Raw genomic sequence first — 15,299 nt, 5'->3', positions numbered from 1 at the left:
TCTAGACGACTAGGCTTTACGTTAAGGTCACACAACGGAAACTGTCAACGGGTTCGTCCGCTCCGGTCCCAGCTCCTCCCCGGCGATCTCGCTGGTCCGGGGCGCGCGGGCGGGGCGTCGGCGGGTTCCGGGCATCGCGAACGCCCCCTGTGCGGGCGGGAGTTGGCAGCACGCTCCTCCGGGGTGTGGGGGTGGCGGCAGGCACTGCCCCGGGTGCGGAGCGGGGGAGGGGCGCACGGCGACCAGGCCCCGCGGTGGCCGCGGTCGCCGGTCTCCGGCATCTCGGCGGCCACCAGGTGAGAGGGCCGCCCGTGATCGCGACGGGCCCGATCTGAGTATCCCTACGGATGTCAGGGGTACGGGTGCGGCGTCAGGCTGCCCGGCATGGAGTACAAGCAGCCGTTCGCGCACTGCCCTGACTGCGGTGGACCGCTCGGGCAGTCGGCGGGGCACGCGGAGGGGCAAGGGCTCGCCCAATGCCCTTACTGCCGTCTGCCGTTGACCGGCGCCGAGCACGGCGAGGTGCGGCGGATCGACGAGGAACTGACCGGTCTGGAGCGGCGGCGCGCCGCGCTCCTTGGGCGGCGGCAGGCCCTGCTGGCCGGGCTTCGGGCCTCGGCGCAGGGCGCTGCGCACGGAGCGTCTGCGCACGGAGCGTCTGCCCAGGGCGCGGCTGCGGCCGGACCCTTCGGGCCCGTGCCGGGGCACGGGCCTGTACCCCGGCCTTGGGCCGCGGGGCGGGCCGAGACCTCCTCGTACACCGCACGCAACGTCCTGCTCGTGCTGGGCGGTGTGCTGCTGACCGTCGCCGCGTTCGCCTTCACGCTGCTGAACTGGGGAAGCATGGGCGTGGGCGGCCGTGCGGCGGTGCTCGGCGGGCTGACTCTGGGCACCCTCGCCGTACCGCTGTGGCTGTTGCGCCGCGAGCTGGTGGCCACCGCCGAGTCCGTCGCCGGTTTCGGGCTGGCGCTGCTGGTGCTGGACGCGTACGCCCTGCACGAGGTCGCCTTTCCCTACGCGGACGGCCTCCGCTTCGCGGCCTCCAGCACGGCCCTGATCGCCGCGCTCTGGGCGGGCTACGGGCTGGCGCTTCCGGCCCCGGGGCTGCGGCTGCCGCTGCCCTTCGCCGTCGTCGTCGCCCAACTGCCACTGCCGCTTTCGGCGTTGAGCCTGGACGGCTCCTCGGACAGGACGGCCTACGGACTCGCCGTGGCGCTGCTGCTCACGGTCGCGGCCGACGTCGCGCTGGCGGTGTCTCACCTGCGGGACGGCATAGGCACTCGGGCGACCGCCCGGCCGGTGCGGCTCACGGCCGCCGTGGCGGCGGTGCCGGTAGGCGCGCTGCTGATGGGCGTGACGCTGTGGCATCAGCCCGACGGCGTCGTCTCGGCCGCTCGGTGGAGCGCCGTGCAGGCGGTGGCCGCGGCGGTGCTGCTGTACGCGGGGCAGCGACATCAGGCCCGTCGCCTGGCGGGCCCGCTGGGCACGGCGGCCGGGCTGGTGCTGATCGCGGCCCTGGGGAGCTTCGGCTGGGCCGTGGTGGAGGCCGGGGGTCCGGCGGGCCGGGACTGGTGGGTTCTGGTGCATCTGCTGTGCGCGATGGGCCTGTTGGGCGCGGTGCTCGTCCTGCGCGTAGTGCGGGCATGGCGCGCACCGCAGTCGGCCGGACTGTGCGTCGCCGCCGTCGTGGTGCAGTGCGGCGCACTGCTGTGGACCCTGGCGCCGGTGGCCGAGGCGGTGTTCGGGCCGTGGTTCTTCGTGAAGCAGGCATGGGAGGGGCCGCCGCGCGGCCCGGTCCGGCAGGCCGTCGACGGCGAGCACGCCTGGACGGGCTCTGCCGCCACGCTGCTGGTCCTTCTGCTGCTGGCACTGTCGGTGACGCTGCTCGCCCGCGTGCTCGGCGGGGCCGCACGTGACGCTCAACGTCCCTCCGGCGAGGGTGTGTTGAGCCGCCTGCCCGTACTGCCGCCGCTCCCCGTACTGCTCGCGCTGTGCGCCTGCATCGGTGCGGCGGCGCCGCCGGCCCTCGGTCTGTCGTACGGGCCCACCGTGACCGTCGTCTCCGCGCTCGCGGTCGTCCTGCTCGCCGCCGCGGTCACCGCGGCGGATTCCGCGGCCGGCGTGACAGCACTGGTCTCGGGCCTCACCCTGGCCGTCACCGCGATCGGCTGGGCGCTCGCTCAACAGGCCGCCACCCTCGCGGTGCTGACCCTGCTGTGCGTGGCGTCCGCGGCGGCCGCGGTCCGGTCACCGAAGGGCGGCCCGGGGCGCCGGGCCGCGCTTGCGGCGTCGGCGGTGGCGCATGCGGCCGGGCTGGCCGGGGCGCTTGCCGCGGCAGTGCGACTTCCGGCGCACCAGGCGTCGTTCGCGGTGCTCGCGGTCGTGGTGGGCACCGTCCCGGTGGCGGCCTGGCTGCGCGGCGGTCCGGCTGGGGCGGCGCCCGAGCCACGGAGGGCGATCTCACTCGCCGTCGAATGCACGGGCTACGCGGCCGCGTTGGCCGCGCTCGGCCTCTGCGCCCCGCGCCCGGACACCCTCTGGCTCGCCCTCGCCGTGTGCGCCGTCTCCGCTGCGGGCGTCGCCCTGCGCGCCGACCGGCGCCCGGGAGCAGGCTTGTGCTCGGCGGCTCTGCTCGTACTCGCCACGTGGGTACGGCTGTTCGCGTCCGCCGTCTCGACCCCCGAGGCGTACACGCTGCCGGTCTCCGTCGCCCTGCTGCTCATCGGCTGGCTGCACAGGCGCCGGACCGGCGGCAGCGGCGAGGGGTCGGCGCGGCCCCGGATCTCGTCGTGGCGGGCGTACGGCGGCGGGCTCGCCTTCACCTTCCTGCCGAGCCTGGTCATGGTGTGGAGCGACCCGCACTGGCTCCGCCCGCTCCTGCTGGGCACCGGCGCGCTGGCCACCACGCTTGCGGGCGCCCGCCGGCGGACGCAGGCACCGCTGCTGCTCGGCGGGGCCACCCTCGTCTCGGTCGGCGCACACGAACTCGCCCCGTACGTCGCCCAGGTCGCCTGGCTGCTGCCGCGCTGGCTGATGCCCGCCCTCGCCGGACTGCTCCTGGTCGTGACCGGTGCGACGTACGAGCGGCGACTCGAGGAGGCGCGGCGGCTGAAGCACGCCTGGCAGCGGCTGAGTTGAGGCGGGGGGACATGTCGCCGCCTCTCACGTCGGTCTCCCGGCAGGGGCTGGACGCGATGCCGCCGGGCGCGGCCCTCCGGGGCGGCCCGGGCTAGAGCACGAACCCGTGCGGGAACGGGTCGGCCGGGTCCAGCAGATAAGTGGCCGTGCCCGTGATCCATGCGCGGCCTGAGAACTCCGGCACGACCGAGGGTCTTCCCCCGACCTCGCCGGTCCCGACGAGCTGTCCGGTGAAGCGGGTGCCGATGAAGGACTCGTTGACGAACTCCGTCTCCAGGGGCAGCTCCCCGCGCGCGTGCAGCTGCGCCATGCGTGCGCACGTGCCGGTGCCGCAGGGCGAGCGGTCGAACCAGCCCGGCTGGATGGCCATGGCGTTGCGCGAGTGCCTGGCGTCGGATCCGGGAGCGAGGAACTGCACGTGCTTGCAGCCGTGGATGCCGGAGTCCTCGGGGTGTTCGGGCCGGTTCTGCTCGTTGACGGCGTCCGAGATGGCAAGGCCGGCGGCGAGGATGTCGTCCTTGCGGGCGCGGTCGAAGGGAAGCCCGACGCTCGCCAGGTCGACGATGGCGTAGAAGTTGCCGCCGTACGCCATGTCGTACGTGACCTCGCCCAGCCCCGGTACGGTCACCGTCGCGCCGAGCTGGAGCGCGAAGGCGTCGACGTTGCGCAGCGTGACCTGCTCGGCGACTCCGTCTCGTACGGTCACTCTCGCCTCGACCAGGCCCGCGGGGGTCTCCAGCATCACGGACGTCTCCGGCTCGGTGACCGTCACCATGCCGGTCTCCACCAGGACGGTCGCCACGCCGATCGTGCCGTGCCCGCACATCGGCAGGAAGCCGCTGACCTCGACGTAGATCACGCCCCAGTCGGCGTCGTCGCGGGTCGGCGCCTGGAGCAGCGCGCCGCTCATCGCGGGGTGCCCGCGCGGCTCGTCGACCAGGAACCGCCGCAGCGTGTCGAGGTGTTCGACGGCGTACCGGCGCCGGTCGGCCATCGTCTCGCCCGGGATGGGCGGCACGCCGCCGGTCACCACGCGCGTGGGCATGCCCTCGGTGTGCGAGTCGACGGCGCTGAGGCTGCGGACGCTGCGCATCAGGCCGACTGCTTGTCGGCGGACAGGGCGTCGACGGCCTGCTGCATGGCGGCCCGCACCTGCTCGCGGTGCTCGGGGACCAGCGGGCCGCGCGGCGGGCGGCAGGGCCCGCCGTACCGGCCGACCATCTCCATCCCGAACTTGATGGCCTGCACGAACTCCGTACGGGAGTCCCAGCGGAAGGCCGCGACGAGCGGCTCGTACAGGGCGCGGGCCTCCTCCAGCTTGCCGCTGGCGGCCAGTTGGAAGAGCCGGACGGACTCGGCAGGGAACACGTTCGGGAATCCCGCGAACCAGCCGACGGCGCCCATCAGCAGGCTCTCCAGCGCCACGTCGTCGGCGCCGCTGATGACGTCGAGGCCGGGGGCCTTCTCCTTGATCTCCAGTACGCGGCGCACGTCGCCGGAGAACTCCTTCACGGCCTGGATGTTGTCGATCTGGGCGATCTCCGCCAGCAGGTCGGGCGTGAGGTCGGTCTTGGTGTCGTGGGGGTTGTTGTAGACCATGACGGGCAGTCCGACGGCGGCCACGGCCTCGAAGTGGGCGAGAACCTCTCCGCGGTTGGCGCGGTACATCGTCGGGGGCAGGCAGAGCAGGCCGTCGGCGCCGTCCTCCGCGGCGGCCTCGGCCCACCGGGCCGCCTGGTGCGAACCCACGCTGTGCACGCCGACGATGACGTTGCCGCGGCCCTTCACCGCGTCGATGGCCGTACGGGCGACGGCGCGGCGCTCGTCGTCGGTGAGCGAGGAGTACTCGCCCAGCGATCCGTTCGGGCCGACGCCGTGGCAGCCGTTGCCGACCAGCCAGTCGCAGTGCTCGGCGTAGCGGTCGTAGTCGACCGCGAGCCCCGCCGGCGCGGACGGGTCCTCCCGGTAGGGCAGTGCCGTGGCCACCACGACACCGTCGAGCGGGCCGGCCTGCCGGGTGCTGCTGCTCATCAACTGCTCTCCTCCCCTTGGGAAGCCGGGTCTGCGGGACGGCCGGGCTCTCCCGGCCGGGTGCCGGCTCTCGTACGCGTCGGTTCGGGCGTGCGGGCGAGTTCGCCGAGCCGGATCGGCTGGGCGACGGGCCTGTGGTGCGGTGCGGCGGCGACGGCCTCGCCGGTGTGCCCCGCCGCGGATTCGCCCGCCCGCAGGCGCAGTTCGGCGACCGTGGGACCGCAGACCCGGGCCTGGCACGGCCCCATGCCCGCCCGGGTCGCCAGCTTCGCCACGCGAGCCTCGGTGCTCGTCGGGTCGGCCGCCGCCCGGCACACGGCGGCGTAGTCGGTCTCCTCGCAGCGGCAGACGATTGTCCCGGGACGCAGCCACCCGGTCCACGCGGAGCCGACGGGGTGCGCATGGGCCAGCCGCCCGGCGAACGCACGGCCCTGGTCGCGGCTTCGGCGCAGCGCACGCAGGGCGCGTGCCTCCGGGTCGCCGCCCGCGGCGGACCAGCCGGCGACGGCGCCCTCGGCACGTGCCGCCGGGGCTCCCGCGATGCCGGTGACCTCTCCCGCGGCGTACACACCCGGAACGCTGGTGAGCTGGTCGCCGTCCACGTCCACGAACAACTCGGCGGGCCCTCCGCCGGGTTGGGGCCGCAGGGCGCACCCCGCCGCCACCGGCAGCTCCAGCTGCGGCGTGAATCCGTGGCCGACGCAGACGGCGTCGACGGCGGCGACGCGTTCGGTCCCGGGGATCACGGACCAGTCGGCACGCACCCGCGCGCTGACGACCTCCTCGACCCGGCCCTCGCCGCGCGCCTCGACGACTGCGCGGCCCAGCCGGTACGGCACCCGGTGCCGGGCCAACTCGGCGGCGTACGAGGCGAGTTCGCCGGTCTTGCCGGCATGGGCTCCCAGCTCCCATGGGCGCCGCAGCCAGCCGCGTACGAGGGCGGGGCGCGCGCTCGCCTCCAGCACCTCCCGTACGCCGCCTCCCGCCTGAAGCAGCGAGGCGGCCACCGGCAGCAGGAACGGGCCGGTGCCCGCGACCACCACGCGGTCGCCGACGAGCACCCGCTCGCCCTTGGCGAGGGCCTGGGCGGCTCCGGCGGTGAAGACGCCCGGCAACTCCCAGCCGGGGAAGGGCAGCACGCGGTCGTGTGCGCCGGCGGCCAGCACCAGCGCGTCGGCCTCCAGCACATGGCGCCGGCGGGACGTCTCGCGCAGCACGTGCACCAGGGGCGGGCCTGACGCGTCGCCGGGGCGTTCCAGCGCCCATACGGAACTCTCCTGCCACCAGGCGCAGTTCGGGTGCTCCAGCACCCGCCGGGCGCGCCGTGCGAAGCCGCGGTAGCCGTGCTGCACCAGCTCCGGGTGCCGTGCCCCGTACGCCTCGGGCGGCATCCGGTGATACTGCCCGCCGGGCCGCTCGCCCGCGTCGAGCAGCGTCACCTCGGCTCCGGCGGCCAGCGCGGCTCCGGCGGCGGAGAGCCCCGCGGGCCCGGCACCGACGACGGCCACGTGACGGGCGGTCATGAGGAACCCGCCGCCGGGGGCTGCTGCGTGGTGACCTCGTCGCCGTCCAGCGCGCGGCGGCGGCAGGCCCGCACGTCGCGCTCGCCGTTGACGGTGACCAGGCAGTCGAAGCACACGCCGATGCCGCAGAACACCCCGCGCGGGGCGCCCGACCGGGACCGCCGCCACGACAGGCGGTCCGCCGCGAGCAGCACGCCGGCCACGGTCTGGCCGGCGATCCCGGGCACCGGCTCGCCGTCGACGGTGATCGTGAGCGGGGTCTCGCCGCGCCCGACGGGGTCGGACGCCGCGGGCACCAGTCTCGGAGTCATGAGCGCTCCCTCGTCGTGCGGGCGTGGTCCGCGGCCGGAGCCGGGCCGTCGGCGGGGTCGTCGTCGGCGTCCTCCGCGGGATCGCCGGCGCCCAGTACCGCGGGCCTGTCCACCCGGAACGGCGCTGCGTCGGTCTCCGGGATCTCGCCCAGCAGCAGGTCGCGCAGCAACCGCCCGGTGCCGACGGACAGTCCGATGCCCGCACCCTCGTGCCCGCCGGCGTGCCACAGGCCCGCGACGCGGGGATCGGGACCGATGACCGGCAGGTGGTCGGCGACGTACGGGCGGAATCCGCCGTAGGCGCGCATCACCGGGACGCCCGCCAGCGACGGGTACAGCCGCAGCGCCTTGGCGGCGATCGCGGAGAGCACCTCGGGGCGCGTACGGCCGTCGAAGCCGACGCGGCGGCGCGACGAACCCAGCAGCACGCTGCCGGCGCGGGTGGACTCGACGACGGTGGACACCTGGAGTTCCTCGGCGGCGCTGCCCACGGCGCCCACGTAGTCCGCGTCGTAGACCTTGTGGAAGACGGTGGGCGGCAGCGGCGTCGTCACCAGGATCTCGCCGCGCCGCGGGTGGATGCCGACGGGCGCTCCGAGGCGCGCGGCGAGCTCGCCGGCCCACGGGCCCCCGGCGTTGACGAAGACGTCGCCCTCCAGCAGCCCGCCCCCGGTGCGCACGCCCGTCATGCGCCCGCCGCGCACCACGGCCCCCCACACCTCGCGGCCCGTGCGCAGTTCGGCTCCGGCCGCGAGCGCGTCGGCCAGCAGCACCTGGGCGGCTCCGGCCGGCTGCACCTGGGCGTCGTCCGGATAGTGCACCGCGGCGGTATGCCGGGCCGTCAGATGGGGCTCCGCCTCGGCGAGAGCGCCGGGCGTCATGACCTCCGTACGTACGCCCGCGGAGCGCTGCTCGGAGGCGAAGGAGAGGAGCGCGGCGGCGCCCTCCTCGGTGGTGGCCACGACGATGCCGCCCTTGGGTTCCCACTCGGCGGCTTCTGCCGGGCCCGTCCTGCCGGTTCGGGCGGTTCGGGCGGTTCCGCTCGTTCGGTCTGCCGATCCGGTACGTCCGCTCTCTTCCGCCGCCCGCGCGATGTCGTCCAGCACCTCGGGCCAGAGCCGCCTGGACAGCCTGGCGAGCTCCAGCTCGGGCCCCGGGCCCTTGTCGGAGACCAGCACGTTGCCCTCGCCGTGCGAGGTGGTGGCCGCCGCGGGACCGCCGCGGTCGACGAAGACGACGTCGAAGTCGCCCTCGGCGCGGGCGAGTTCCCGGCCGCAGGCGGCACCGACGATGCCGGTACCCAGAACCACCACCCGCGTTCGGTTCACCAGCACTCCAACGTTCTGTATAGCGAACGACCTTTTTGAGGCTAGGACTGGGCCCGCGGGGTGTCAACGGTCCCGCGGCGCCGCGCACCGCGGGCGGAACTTCGAGGGCACGCCCTAGTGCGGGGCGTTGGGCACGTCCGGCGGCTGCGCCGTGCCGGACCTGTACTGGAGCAGCAGCACCGAGCGCACCGGCCCGTCCGGCGCCGAATAGCAGTGCGGGAGCGAGCCGTTGAAGGCCACGTAGTCACCCGGGCCGAGCCGCACCTGCTGCCCGTCGACGTCCACGTCGAGCCTGCCGCTCTGCACGACGGTGTGCTCCGTGCCCACGTGGCCGAGCGACGGCTGCCGCGAACCGGCACGCACCTGCTGGTCGTAGACCTCGACGATGACGCCGCCCGACTCGATCCGCTGGAGCGCCCGCAGGTCGACGCCCTCGCCGCTCAGCACCTCGGTCTCGGCGGCGCGCACCACGGTCACTTCGGAGGAGAAGTGGTGGTCCAGCAGGTCGGAGATGGGCATCTCCAGGGCGCGCGAGAGGCTGAAGACCGTCTCGATGGTCGGGTTGCCGGTTCCCGACTCCAGCTGCGACAGCGTCGCCTTGCCGATCTCCGACAGGCGGGACAGCTCGGAGAGCGACAGACCGCGGCGGCTCCGCTCCCGCCTGAGGTTGGCGGCCAGGGTGGCCCGCACCGAGCTGGCGGACGTCAAGGGTTCTCCTCCGGGGTCGCTCGCAGTGTTCGGTTTAGCGTACGACCTTTCCGGAGTCCGTTCCACATGATGAACGCAAGAGACGAACGAGACGGCGACGTGGCAGTGCGGCGTGCGCGCTCAGCCGGCGAACTCGTCGGCTGACGCGTGCCCTTCGCCGGACGCCGGCTCCTGCTCCGGCTCGCCGGCCCACTTGCCGCGCACGTGCCCGATGTGACGGCGCATCATGTCGTGCGCGCCCTCGGCGTCGCGCCGTTCGATCAAGTCCATCAGGTGCAGGTGCTCTTCGGCGGACTTGCGCAGCTCGCCGCTCTCCGCCAGCGAGGCGAGCCCGTAGAGCCGCGTCTGCGAGCGGAGGGTCGAAATCGTCTCCACCAGCCGCGGGTTGCCGCTGTGCCCGAGCAGTTCCAGGTGGAAGAGGCGGTCGGCCTCGGTGTACGGGATGAGGTCGCCGCGCTCGGCGTGCTCGACGATCTCCTCTGCCATCTTCCGCATGCGGGGCAGGTCTTCCTCGGGGATCAGCGGGACCAGGCGCCGTACGGTCGCGGGCTCGATCAGGAGGCGCAGCTCCGTTATGTGGTCGAGGTCGGTGGCGGAGACCTCGGTGACGCGGAAGCCCTTGTTGGGCACCGAGGTCACCATGCCCTCCCGTACGAGATCCAGCATCGCCTCCCGCACGGGGGTGGCCGACACCCCGAACCGGGCGCTGAGGGCCGGCGCGGAGTAGACCACGCCCGGCTCCATCTCCCCGGCGATGATCGCCGCCCGCAGGGCGTGCGCGACCGAATGGCGACGGCGACGGCCTCGTATCCGCGGCGGCGGATAACGAGCGCACCTCCACCGCCGTACTCGACGCCTACATCAAGCCCGCCGTACGCGGCTACCTCCAGCACCTCGAAGCCGAGTTGGAGGCACGCGGCTTCAACGGCCGCTTCCTGGTGTCCCGTTCGGGCGGCGGTGGCATGACCGGCTCCACCGCGCGCGAGCAGCCCGTCAACCTGATCCTCTCCGGCCCCGCCGGAGGCGTGGTGGGCGCGCCGCCGCCTTCGCCGAACTGACCGGCAGGCCCAACCTGATCGGCCTCGACATGGGCGGGACCAGCCTGGACGCGTCGCTCGTGCTGGACTCGCAGCCCGTGCTGCACCACGGCGCCGAGTTCGAGGGCCTGCCCATCAACACGCCCTCCCTGTACATCCACACCATCGGCTCGGGCGGCAGCTACAACCACCTGGAGGCGGGCGACACGCTCGCCAACGAGACCGGCGGCGGCGGAGGTTGCGGCGATCCGTTCACCAGGGACCCGGCCGCGGTCGCCAGGGACGTGCGCAACGGCTTCGTGTCCGCCGTCGCCGCCCGCGAGTCGTACGGCGTGGCAGTGCGAACCGAGGACTTCACCGTCGACGACGCCGCGACGGCCACCCTCCGCGCGGGAGCGCGCACGGATTGACGGCCAGGCACGCCGAACCCGCAGAGCACGCCACCGCGTACACACATCGGGGAGGAGAATCCGTCCATGGACACGTCCGCCGGTGAACTGACCATCGACAACGCGCTCGTCTTCGACGGCTGGTCGCAAGAGCTTGAGGAGATGCGCCTCTACATCCGTGACGGCGTCATCGAGGAGACCGGCCCGAGTGTCCGCCGGGCCGGGCGGGTGCTGGACGCCCGCGGCCGTACGGTGCTGCCCGGTTTGATCGACGCGCACTTCCACGCCTACGCCGTCTCCTTGCACAACCTGGAGTTCGAGACCGGGCCGCTCAGCTACGTCGCGCTGTCCGGCGCGCGGCGGCTGGAGCGGGCGCTGCGACGGGGCTTCACCACCGTCCGGGATGTGGCAGGCGGCGACATCGGGCTGGCCCGGGCGGCCGAGACCGGCCTGATCACCGCACCGCGGTACCTCTTCACGGGCCCCGCGCTGAGCCAGACGGGAGGCCACGGCGACGCCCGCCCCGCGGACCTGGACATCTGCCTGCACGGCGGACACATGAACGAAGTGGTGGACGGAGTGGAGAACCTCCGGGCGGCCGTGCGCGACCGGTTCCGGCGCGGCGCCCACGCCATCAAGATCATGACCTCCGGCGGGGTCGTCTCGCCCACGGACCCCATCCGCCCGGCACAGTACTCGCCGGAGGAGGTCGCAGCCGTCGCGAACGAGGCCGCACGGCGCGGCAGTTACGTCGCTGCGCACGCCTACTCGCCCGAGGCCGTCCGGCACTCGGTGCTGGGCGGCGTGCGCTCCATCGAACACGGCAATCTCCTGGACGCGGAGACCGCCGCACTCATGGCCGAGCGGCACGCCTACCTCGTGCCCACCCTCGCCACGTACGACGCGATGGACCGGCGGGGCGGCGAGGTCGGCCTGTCCGCTACCGGCCAGGCGAAGAACAAGGAGGTGCTCGACGCGGGCCGCACTGCGGTCGAGCGCGCGCACGAGGCGCAGGTCCGCGTCGGCTTCGGCACCGACCTCATGGGAGACCTGGAGGACGACCAACTCATCGGGCTGCGCCTCCAGTCGGAAGTGAGCGGCGTACTGGCCTGCCTTCGCTCCGCGACCTCCGTGAACGCCGCCTTGCTGGGGCGCGACGACCTGGGCCGCATCGCGCCGGACGCCCGCGCCGACCTCCTGATCCTCGACGGCGACCCGTTCCGCGACCCGGACCTTCTGTGGAGCGAGGAGCGGCCCCGCCAGGTCGTCCGCGGGGGAGTGCCGATCTGACCCGCGGGCGGCGGTCGGCAGGGGAGTCCGGCAGGAGCCGGTCCCGGCGGCCGGAGATTCCAGCACACCGGTGTCTTGGCACATCCCCCTCTCAGAGGCCACCATCACAGACATCACAGAGGCAATTATCGATAATCAGTAAGAGCGCTTCTCATGCTAGATTCACCGATAATCGACGACTGACCTACGGACGGTGTCATGCCCCACACCCGGACTACGGAGGCCCGCTCCACGCGGGCCCACATCGTAAGTCTCCTGCGGGAAGCGATCATTGAGGGACGGTTGCAGCCCGGGGCCCGCCTCCGCCAGGACAGGCTCAGCGAAGAGTACGGGGTGAGTGCCACGCCCATACGCGAGGCCCTGCGGCAGCTCGAGAGCGAGGGCCTTGTCGTACACGAGCCGAACCGCGGCGCGTTCGTCGCCGAGGTGACCGCCCACGAACTGCGCGGGCTGCTCCTCCCGCTGCGGCTGCAACTGGAGAGCTACGCGGCGCATCAGGTCCTCGAGGCGCCCCCGGCGGGCCTCGACGCCGAACTCGACCAGATCATCTCCGGCATGTATGCGGCCGCGGACCGCAACGATCTGCGGGCCGTCACCGACGCCGACGTTCACTTCCACCGGGTGCTGGTCGAGGCGGCGGGCTCGGTCCATGCCATGCAGCTCTGGTCGGGCATCGAATCCCGACTGCGCCTGCAGTTCTACGGCTTCGGCCACCCGGAACACCGGCTCCGCGAGATCGCGGACGAACACCGCGACCTGCTCGACGCCTTGCGGTCCAAGGACGTCGCGAAGGTGGACGCGGCTCTCCGGGAGCACGTCGTCGACGCGGTCGAACGCCTCCTGGGAGAGCGGACCGAGCGGGAGACCGCCGGGGCCTGAACGCCCGTGCCGGGCAGGGGAGCGCGGCCGTTTTTCAAGGGCCCGTCGAAGGATCCGACTCGCCCTGCCGGTCCCCGTCCTCGCCGTCCTCCTCCTGATCGCGGAGCAACTGCGCGGCGGAGCCGATGATGTGCTCCTCGATCGCCGCCCGGAGCCCTTCCTCGTCGCCGGCGCGGATCGCTGCGATGAGTTGCCGGTGCTCCCGGGGGATCTCCCGCAGATCCTGGTGGTGCGGTGCGAGCCGGTAGATCTGCGCCCGGATGCGGGGCTGGACGTTGCGCCACACCTGCAAGGCGTGCACGGAGCCCGCGGCTTCGACGGTGATCTCGTGGAACCGGACGTCCAACTCGTTGATCAACGCTACGTTCCCGTCACGGACTCCTTCGTCCATGCGTTCCACGAGGGCCTCCAACTCCCCGAGGCGCTCGCTGCGCAGCCGCTCGACGGCGAGCGGCACGGCGTACGCCTCCACTGAGAGCCGCACGGGCAGCAGCAACCGCATCAGCTCGCCGGTGCTCGTCTCGGCGACGTACACGCCTCGGTTGGGCACGTGCTCGACGAGCCCTTCGCTCTCCAGATGACGCAGCGCCTCCCGCACCGGGCCCGGGCTGACCCCGAACGACTCGGCGATCAGGCCCTGTTTGAGCTGCTCGCCGGGCTTCCGGGCGCCGGTGATGATCCCCTCCCGCAGCTGTTCCAGCACGTGCTGAGGGGACGAGCCGTGCACCACGCCCCGCCCTCTGGTGAGAGAGCCGGTGCCTCTGTCTGTACGGGCCATTGGTCGATTCTCCTTGCCGGTCTGCCGACGAGCAGCAACAGGTACCGCTCCCGCCATTGACATATTATCGACAATAAATAATAGTCCCAGTCGTGAGCTCCGGACCCCTTGTCGATCGCCTTCGGTGAGGGCCCAACTTCGCCGTCCGGCCAGAACGGAGACCGACGCGCATGACCGCCCAACTCCCGCTCCCGTCGCCTCACATCGCGCCGTCCAGTGCCAGCACCCCGGCAGAACGGCCGTGGTGGCACGGCGCGGTGATCTACGAGAACCATCTGCCGACGTTCCGGGACGGCGACGGCGACGGCATCGGCGATCTTCAGGGTCTGACCGATTCGCTCGACTACCTGGCGGAAACGCTGGATGTGGACGGCATCTGGGTGGGCCCGTTCTTCCGCTCGCCCCTGCTGGACCAGGGCTTCGACATCAGCGACTACCGGGACATCGAGCCGGTGTTCGGGACTCTGGACGCCTTCGGCCGGCTGGTCTCCGCCGCGCATGAGCGCGGTCTCAAGATCATCGTCGACTACGTGCCCAACCACACGTCCGATCAGCACCCCTGGTTCCTGGAGTCGCGAAGCTCACGGGACAACCCGATGCGGGACTGGTACGTCTGGGCCGATCCGCGCCCCGACGGCTCGCCTCCGAACAACTGGGTCAGCGAAGCGGGCGGCTCGGTATGGGAATGGGACGAGCGGACCGGCCAGTACTACCTGCACTCCCACCTCAAGGAGCAGCCCGATCTCAACTGGCGCAACCCGCAGGTGCGCGCGGAGATGCTGGACGTGCTGCGGTTCTGGCTCGACCGCGGCGCCGACGGATTCCGTATCGACGTGGCGCACATGCTGATGAAGGACCCGGAGTTGCGCGACAACCCCCCGTCTCCCGGTGCCGGCGCGAACCAGTACGACGTGCAGCACCCGGACTTCCACACCCAGTTGCACATCCACGACCGGCTGCACCCCGACGTTCACGGCGTGCTCAAGGACATACGCAAGGTCCTCGACGAGTACGACGGCAGGGTGGCGATCGCCGAGATCGAGGCCCTTGACTGGCACGAGTGGGCGGCCTTCTTCGGTTCCGAACTGGACGAGGTCCACTTGCCGTTCGCCTTCCGCCTCATCGAGACGTCGTGGCGGGCCGGCTCGCTCGCGGAGGAACTCCGGCGACTGGACGAGGCACTGCCGCGGGGAGCGTGGCCGATTCTGGCGCTCGGCAACCACGACCGCCCCCGGCTCGCAACCCGGCTGGGCAAGGGCCAGGCCCGGGTCGCGGCGATGATGCTGCTGACGCTGCGCGGGACACCGTGCCTGTTCTACGGCGACGAACTCGGCATGCGCGACCAGCCCGTGCCGGCCGAGCGGCAGCGCGACTACTTCGGTCTCGTCAGCGACGGCGTATCGCGGGACCCGATCCGCACCCCCATGGCCTGGGGTCCCGAGCCGGGCGGGGGGTTCTCCACGGCCCCGCCCGACGAGTTCTGGCTGCCCGTCTCCGTCGAGAAGGACACGGTCAACGTCGCGACCCAACTGGCCGACAAGGACTCGATGTTGAACCTCTACCGGCGCCTTACGGGCGTCCGGCGTGAGAGTGCCGCCCTGCGCCACGGCGACTGGCGGCTGCTCCCGTCCGAGGGGGACAGTACGGAGCCCGGCCCGGGCGTGCTGACGTACGAGCGCTGGCTGGGGAACGACCGCAAGATCGTCGCCTTGAACCTCTCGGCGTCCGACTGCCTCGTGCGTCTTCCCGCCGGCGGTGCGGTAGCGGTCTGCACGGACGTCGCGCGCGAGGGCGAGCCCGTGGCCGGGCAGATCGTCCTCGGCCCCGACGAAGGCGTGGTGGTGGACGTTCCCTCCACCGATGCGTCCGTACGCGAGGGTCGGTGAG

The 15,299-nt window shown here is 72.9% G+C and carries 13 protein-coding genes and 1 pseudogene; 6 read left to right on the top strand and 8 right to left on the bottom strand.

The window, feature by feature from the left end:
- The first annotated feature begins 384 nt into the window (after window positions 1-384).
- Window positions 385-3,138, top strand: a complete 2,754-nt coding sequence (locus tag QQM67_RS12915; protein WP_314173916.1) for an SCO7613 C-terminal domain-containing membrane protein — start codon at window positions 385-387, stop codon at window positions 3,136-3,138.
- Window positions 3,139-3,229: 91 nt separating this feature from the next.
- Here the strand turns inward: QQM67_RS12915 and QQM67_RS12910 are convergent, their stop codons facing one another.
- The 7 genes from QQM67_RS12910 to QQM67_RS12880 form a co-directional block, all read right to left on the bottom strand.
- A complete protein-coding gene (locus QQM67_RS12910) occupies window positions 3,230-4,231 on the bottom strand; it encodes a proline racemase family protein (protein ID WP_314173915.1) in 1,002 nt (333 codons plus the stop codon).
- Window positions 4,231-5,169 carry a dihydrodipicolinate synthase family protein gene (locus QQM67_RS12905; RefSeq protein ID WP_314173914.1) on the bottom strand — a complete coding sequence of 313 codons (939 nt, stop codon included), beginning with the start codon at window positions 5,167-5,169 and terminating at the stop codon, window positions 4,231-4,233. The genes QQM67_RS12910 and QQM67_RS12905 overlap by 1 nt, the downstream gene beginning before the upstream one ends.
- On the bottom strand, window positions 5,169-6,692 hold the full coding sequence (locus QQM67_RS12900) for an FAD/NAD(P)-dependent oxidoreductase (protein WP_314173913.1): 1,524 nt from the start codon (window positions 6,690-6,692) through the stop codon (window positions 5,169-5,171). The genes QQM67_RS12905 and QQM67_RS12900 overlap by 1 nt, the downstream gene beginning before the upstream one ends.
- The gene (locus tag QQM67_RS12895) at window positions 6,689-7,003 is read right to left on the bottom strand and encodes a (2Fe-2S)-binding protein (protein WP_314173912.1); all 315 of its coding nucleotides are present in this window, start codon (window positions 7,001-7,003) and stop codon (window positions 6,689-6,691) included. Before QQM67_RS12895 ends, QQM67_RS12900 begins: the two co-directional genes overlap by 4 nt.
- Window positions 7,000-8,331 (bottom strand): NAD(P)/FAD-dependent oxidoreductase, encoded by a 1,332-nt coding sequence (locus tag QQM67_RS12890; protein ID WP_314173911.1) that lies wholly within the window; start codon window positions 8,329-8,331, stop codon window positions 7,000-7,002. Before QQM67_RS12890 ends, QQM67_RS12895 begins: the two co-directional genes overlap by 4 nt.
- Window positions 8,332-8,445: 114 nt before the next feature.
- Entirely contained in the window at window positions 8,446-9,039 is a 594-nt protein-coding gene (locus QQM67_RS12885) for a helix-turn-helix domain-containing protein (RefSeq protein WP_314173910.1), read from the bottom strand.
- Between the two features lie 120 nt (window positions 9,040-9,159).
- The gene (locus QQM67_RS12880; protein WP_314174464.1) at window positions 9,160-9,849 is read right to left on the bottom strand and encodes a GntR family transcriptional regulator; all 690 of its coding nucleotides are present in this window, start codon (window positions 9,847-9,849) and stop codon (window positions 9,160-9,162) included.
- Window positions 9,850-9,881: 32 nt separating this feature from the next.
- Here QQM67_RS12880 and QQM67_RS12875 point away from each other — a divergent pair.
- From QQM67_RS12875 to QQM67_RS12860, 4 genes and pseudogenes are all read left to right on the top strand, one after another.
- Window positions 9,882-10,097: pseudogene (locus QQM67_RS12875) on the top strand (hydantoinase/oxoprolinase family protein); the annotation flags it as partial.
- A 29-nt stretch (window positions 10,098-10,126) separates the two neighbouring features.
- Window positions 10,127-10,486, top strand: coding sequence for a hydantoinase/oxoprolinase family protein (locus tag QQM67_RS12870; protein ID WP_314173909.1), 360 nt, complete (start codon window positions 10,127-10,129; stop codon window positions 10,484-10,486).
- Between the two features lie 66 nt (window positions 10,487-10,552).
- On the top strand, window positions 10,553-11,755 hold the full coding sequence (locus QQM67_RS12865) for a metal-dependent hydrolase family protein (RefSeq protein ID WP_314173908.1): 1,203 nt from the start codon (window positions 10,553-10,555) through the stop codon (window positions 11,753-11,755).
- A gap of 198 nt (window positions 11,756-11,953) precedes the next feature.
- Window positions 11,954-12,634 (top strand): GntR family transcriptional regulator, encoded by a 681-nt coding sequence (locus tag QQM67_RS12860; protein WP_314173907.1) that lies wholly within the window; start codon window positions 11,954-11,956, stop codon window positions 12,632-12,634.
- Between the two features lie 34 nt (window positions 12,635-12,668).
- Here QQM67_RS12860 and QQM67_RS12855 read toward each other — a convergent pair whose 3' ends face one another.
- Entirely contained in the window at window positions 12,669-13,412 is a 744-nt protein-coding gene (locus QQM67_RS12855; RefSeq protein WP_314173906.1) for a GntR family transcriptional regulator, read from the bottom strand.
- A gap of 170 nt (window positions 13,413-13,582) precedes the next feature.
- Here QQM67_RS12855 and QQM67_RS12850 point away from each other — a divergent pair, with 170 nt between their 5' ends.
- Window positions 13,583-15,298: an alpha-amylase family glycosyl hydrolase gene (locus QQM67_RS12850; protein WP_314173905.1), complete on the top strand. Its 1,716-nt coding sequence runs from the start codon at window positions 13,583-13,585 to the stop codon at window positions 15,296-15,298.
- Window position 15,299 lies beyond the last annotated feature (1 nt).

This window comes from Streptomyces winkii, assembly GCF_032248595.1.
Classification (GTDB): Bacteria; Actinomycetota; Actinomycetes; order Streptomycetales; family Streptomycetaceae; genus Streptomyces; species Streptomyces winkii.
This window is presented reverse-complemented; position numbering and strand designations above follow the sequence as displayed.

Coding starts and splice junctions, on each gene's coding strand:
- QQM67_RS12855 (WP_314173906.1), bottom strand. CDS start 13,412: ATGGCCCGTACAGACAGAGGCACCGGCTCTCTCACCAGAGGGCGGGGC.
- QQM67_RS12915 (WP_314173916.1), top strand. CDS start 385: ATGGAGTACAAGCAGCCGTTCGCGCACTGCCCTGACTGCGGTGGACCG.
- QQM67_RS12870 (WP_314173909.1), top strand. CDS start 10,127: ATGGGCGGGACCAGCCTGGACGCGTCGCTCGTGCTGGACTCGCAGCCC.
- QQM67_RS12895 (WP_314173912.1), bottom strand. CDS start 7,003: ATGACTCCGAGACTGGTGCCCGCGGCGTCCGACCCCGTCGGGCGCGGC.
- QQM67_RS12905 (WP_314173914.1), bottom strand. CDS start 5,169: ATGAGCAGCAGCACCCGGCAGGCCGGCCCGCTCGACGGTGTCGTGGTG.
- QQM67_RS12900 (WP_314173913.1), bottom strand. CDS start 6,692: ATGACCGCCCGTCACGTGGCCGTCGTCGGTGCCGGGCCCGCGGGGCTC.
- QQM67_RS12865 (WP_314173908.1), top strand. CDS start 10,553: ATGGACACGTCCGCCGGTGAACTGACCATCGACAACGCGCTCGTCTTC.
- QQM67_RS12860 (WP_314173907.1), top strand. CDS start 11,954: ATGCCCCACACCCGGACTACGGAGGCCCGCTCCACGCGGGCCCACATC.
- QQM67_RS12850 (WP_314173905.1), top strand. CDS start 13,583: ATGACCGCCCAACTCCCGCTCCCGTCGCCTCACATCGCGCCGTCCAGT.
- QQM67_RS12910 (WP_314173915.1), bottom strand. CDS start 4,231: ATGCGCAGCGTCCGCAGCCTCAGCGCCGTCGACTCGCACACCGAGGGC.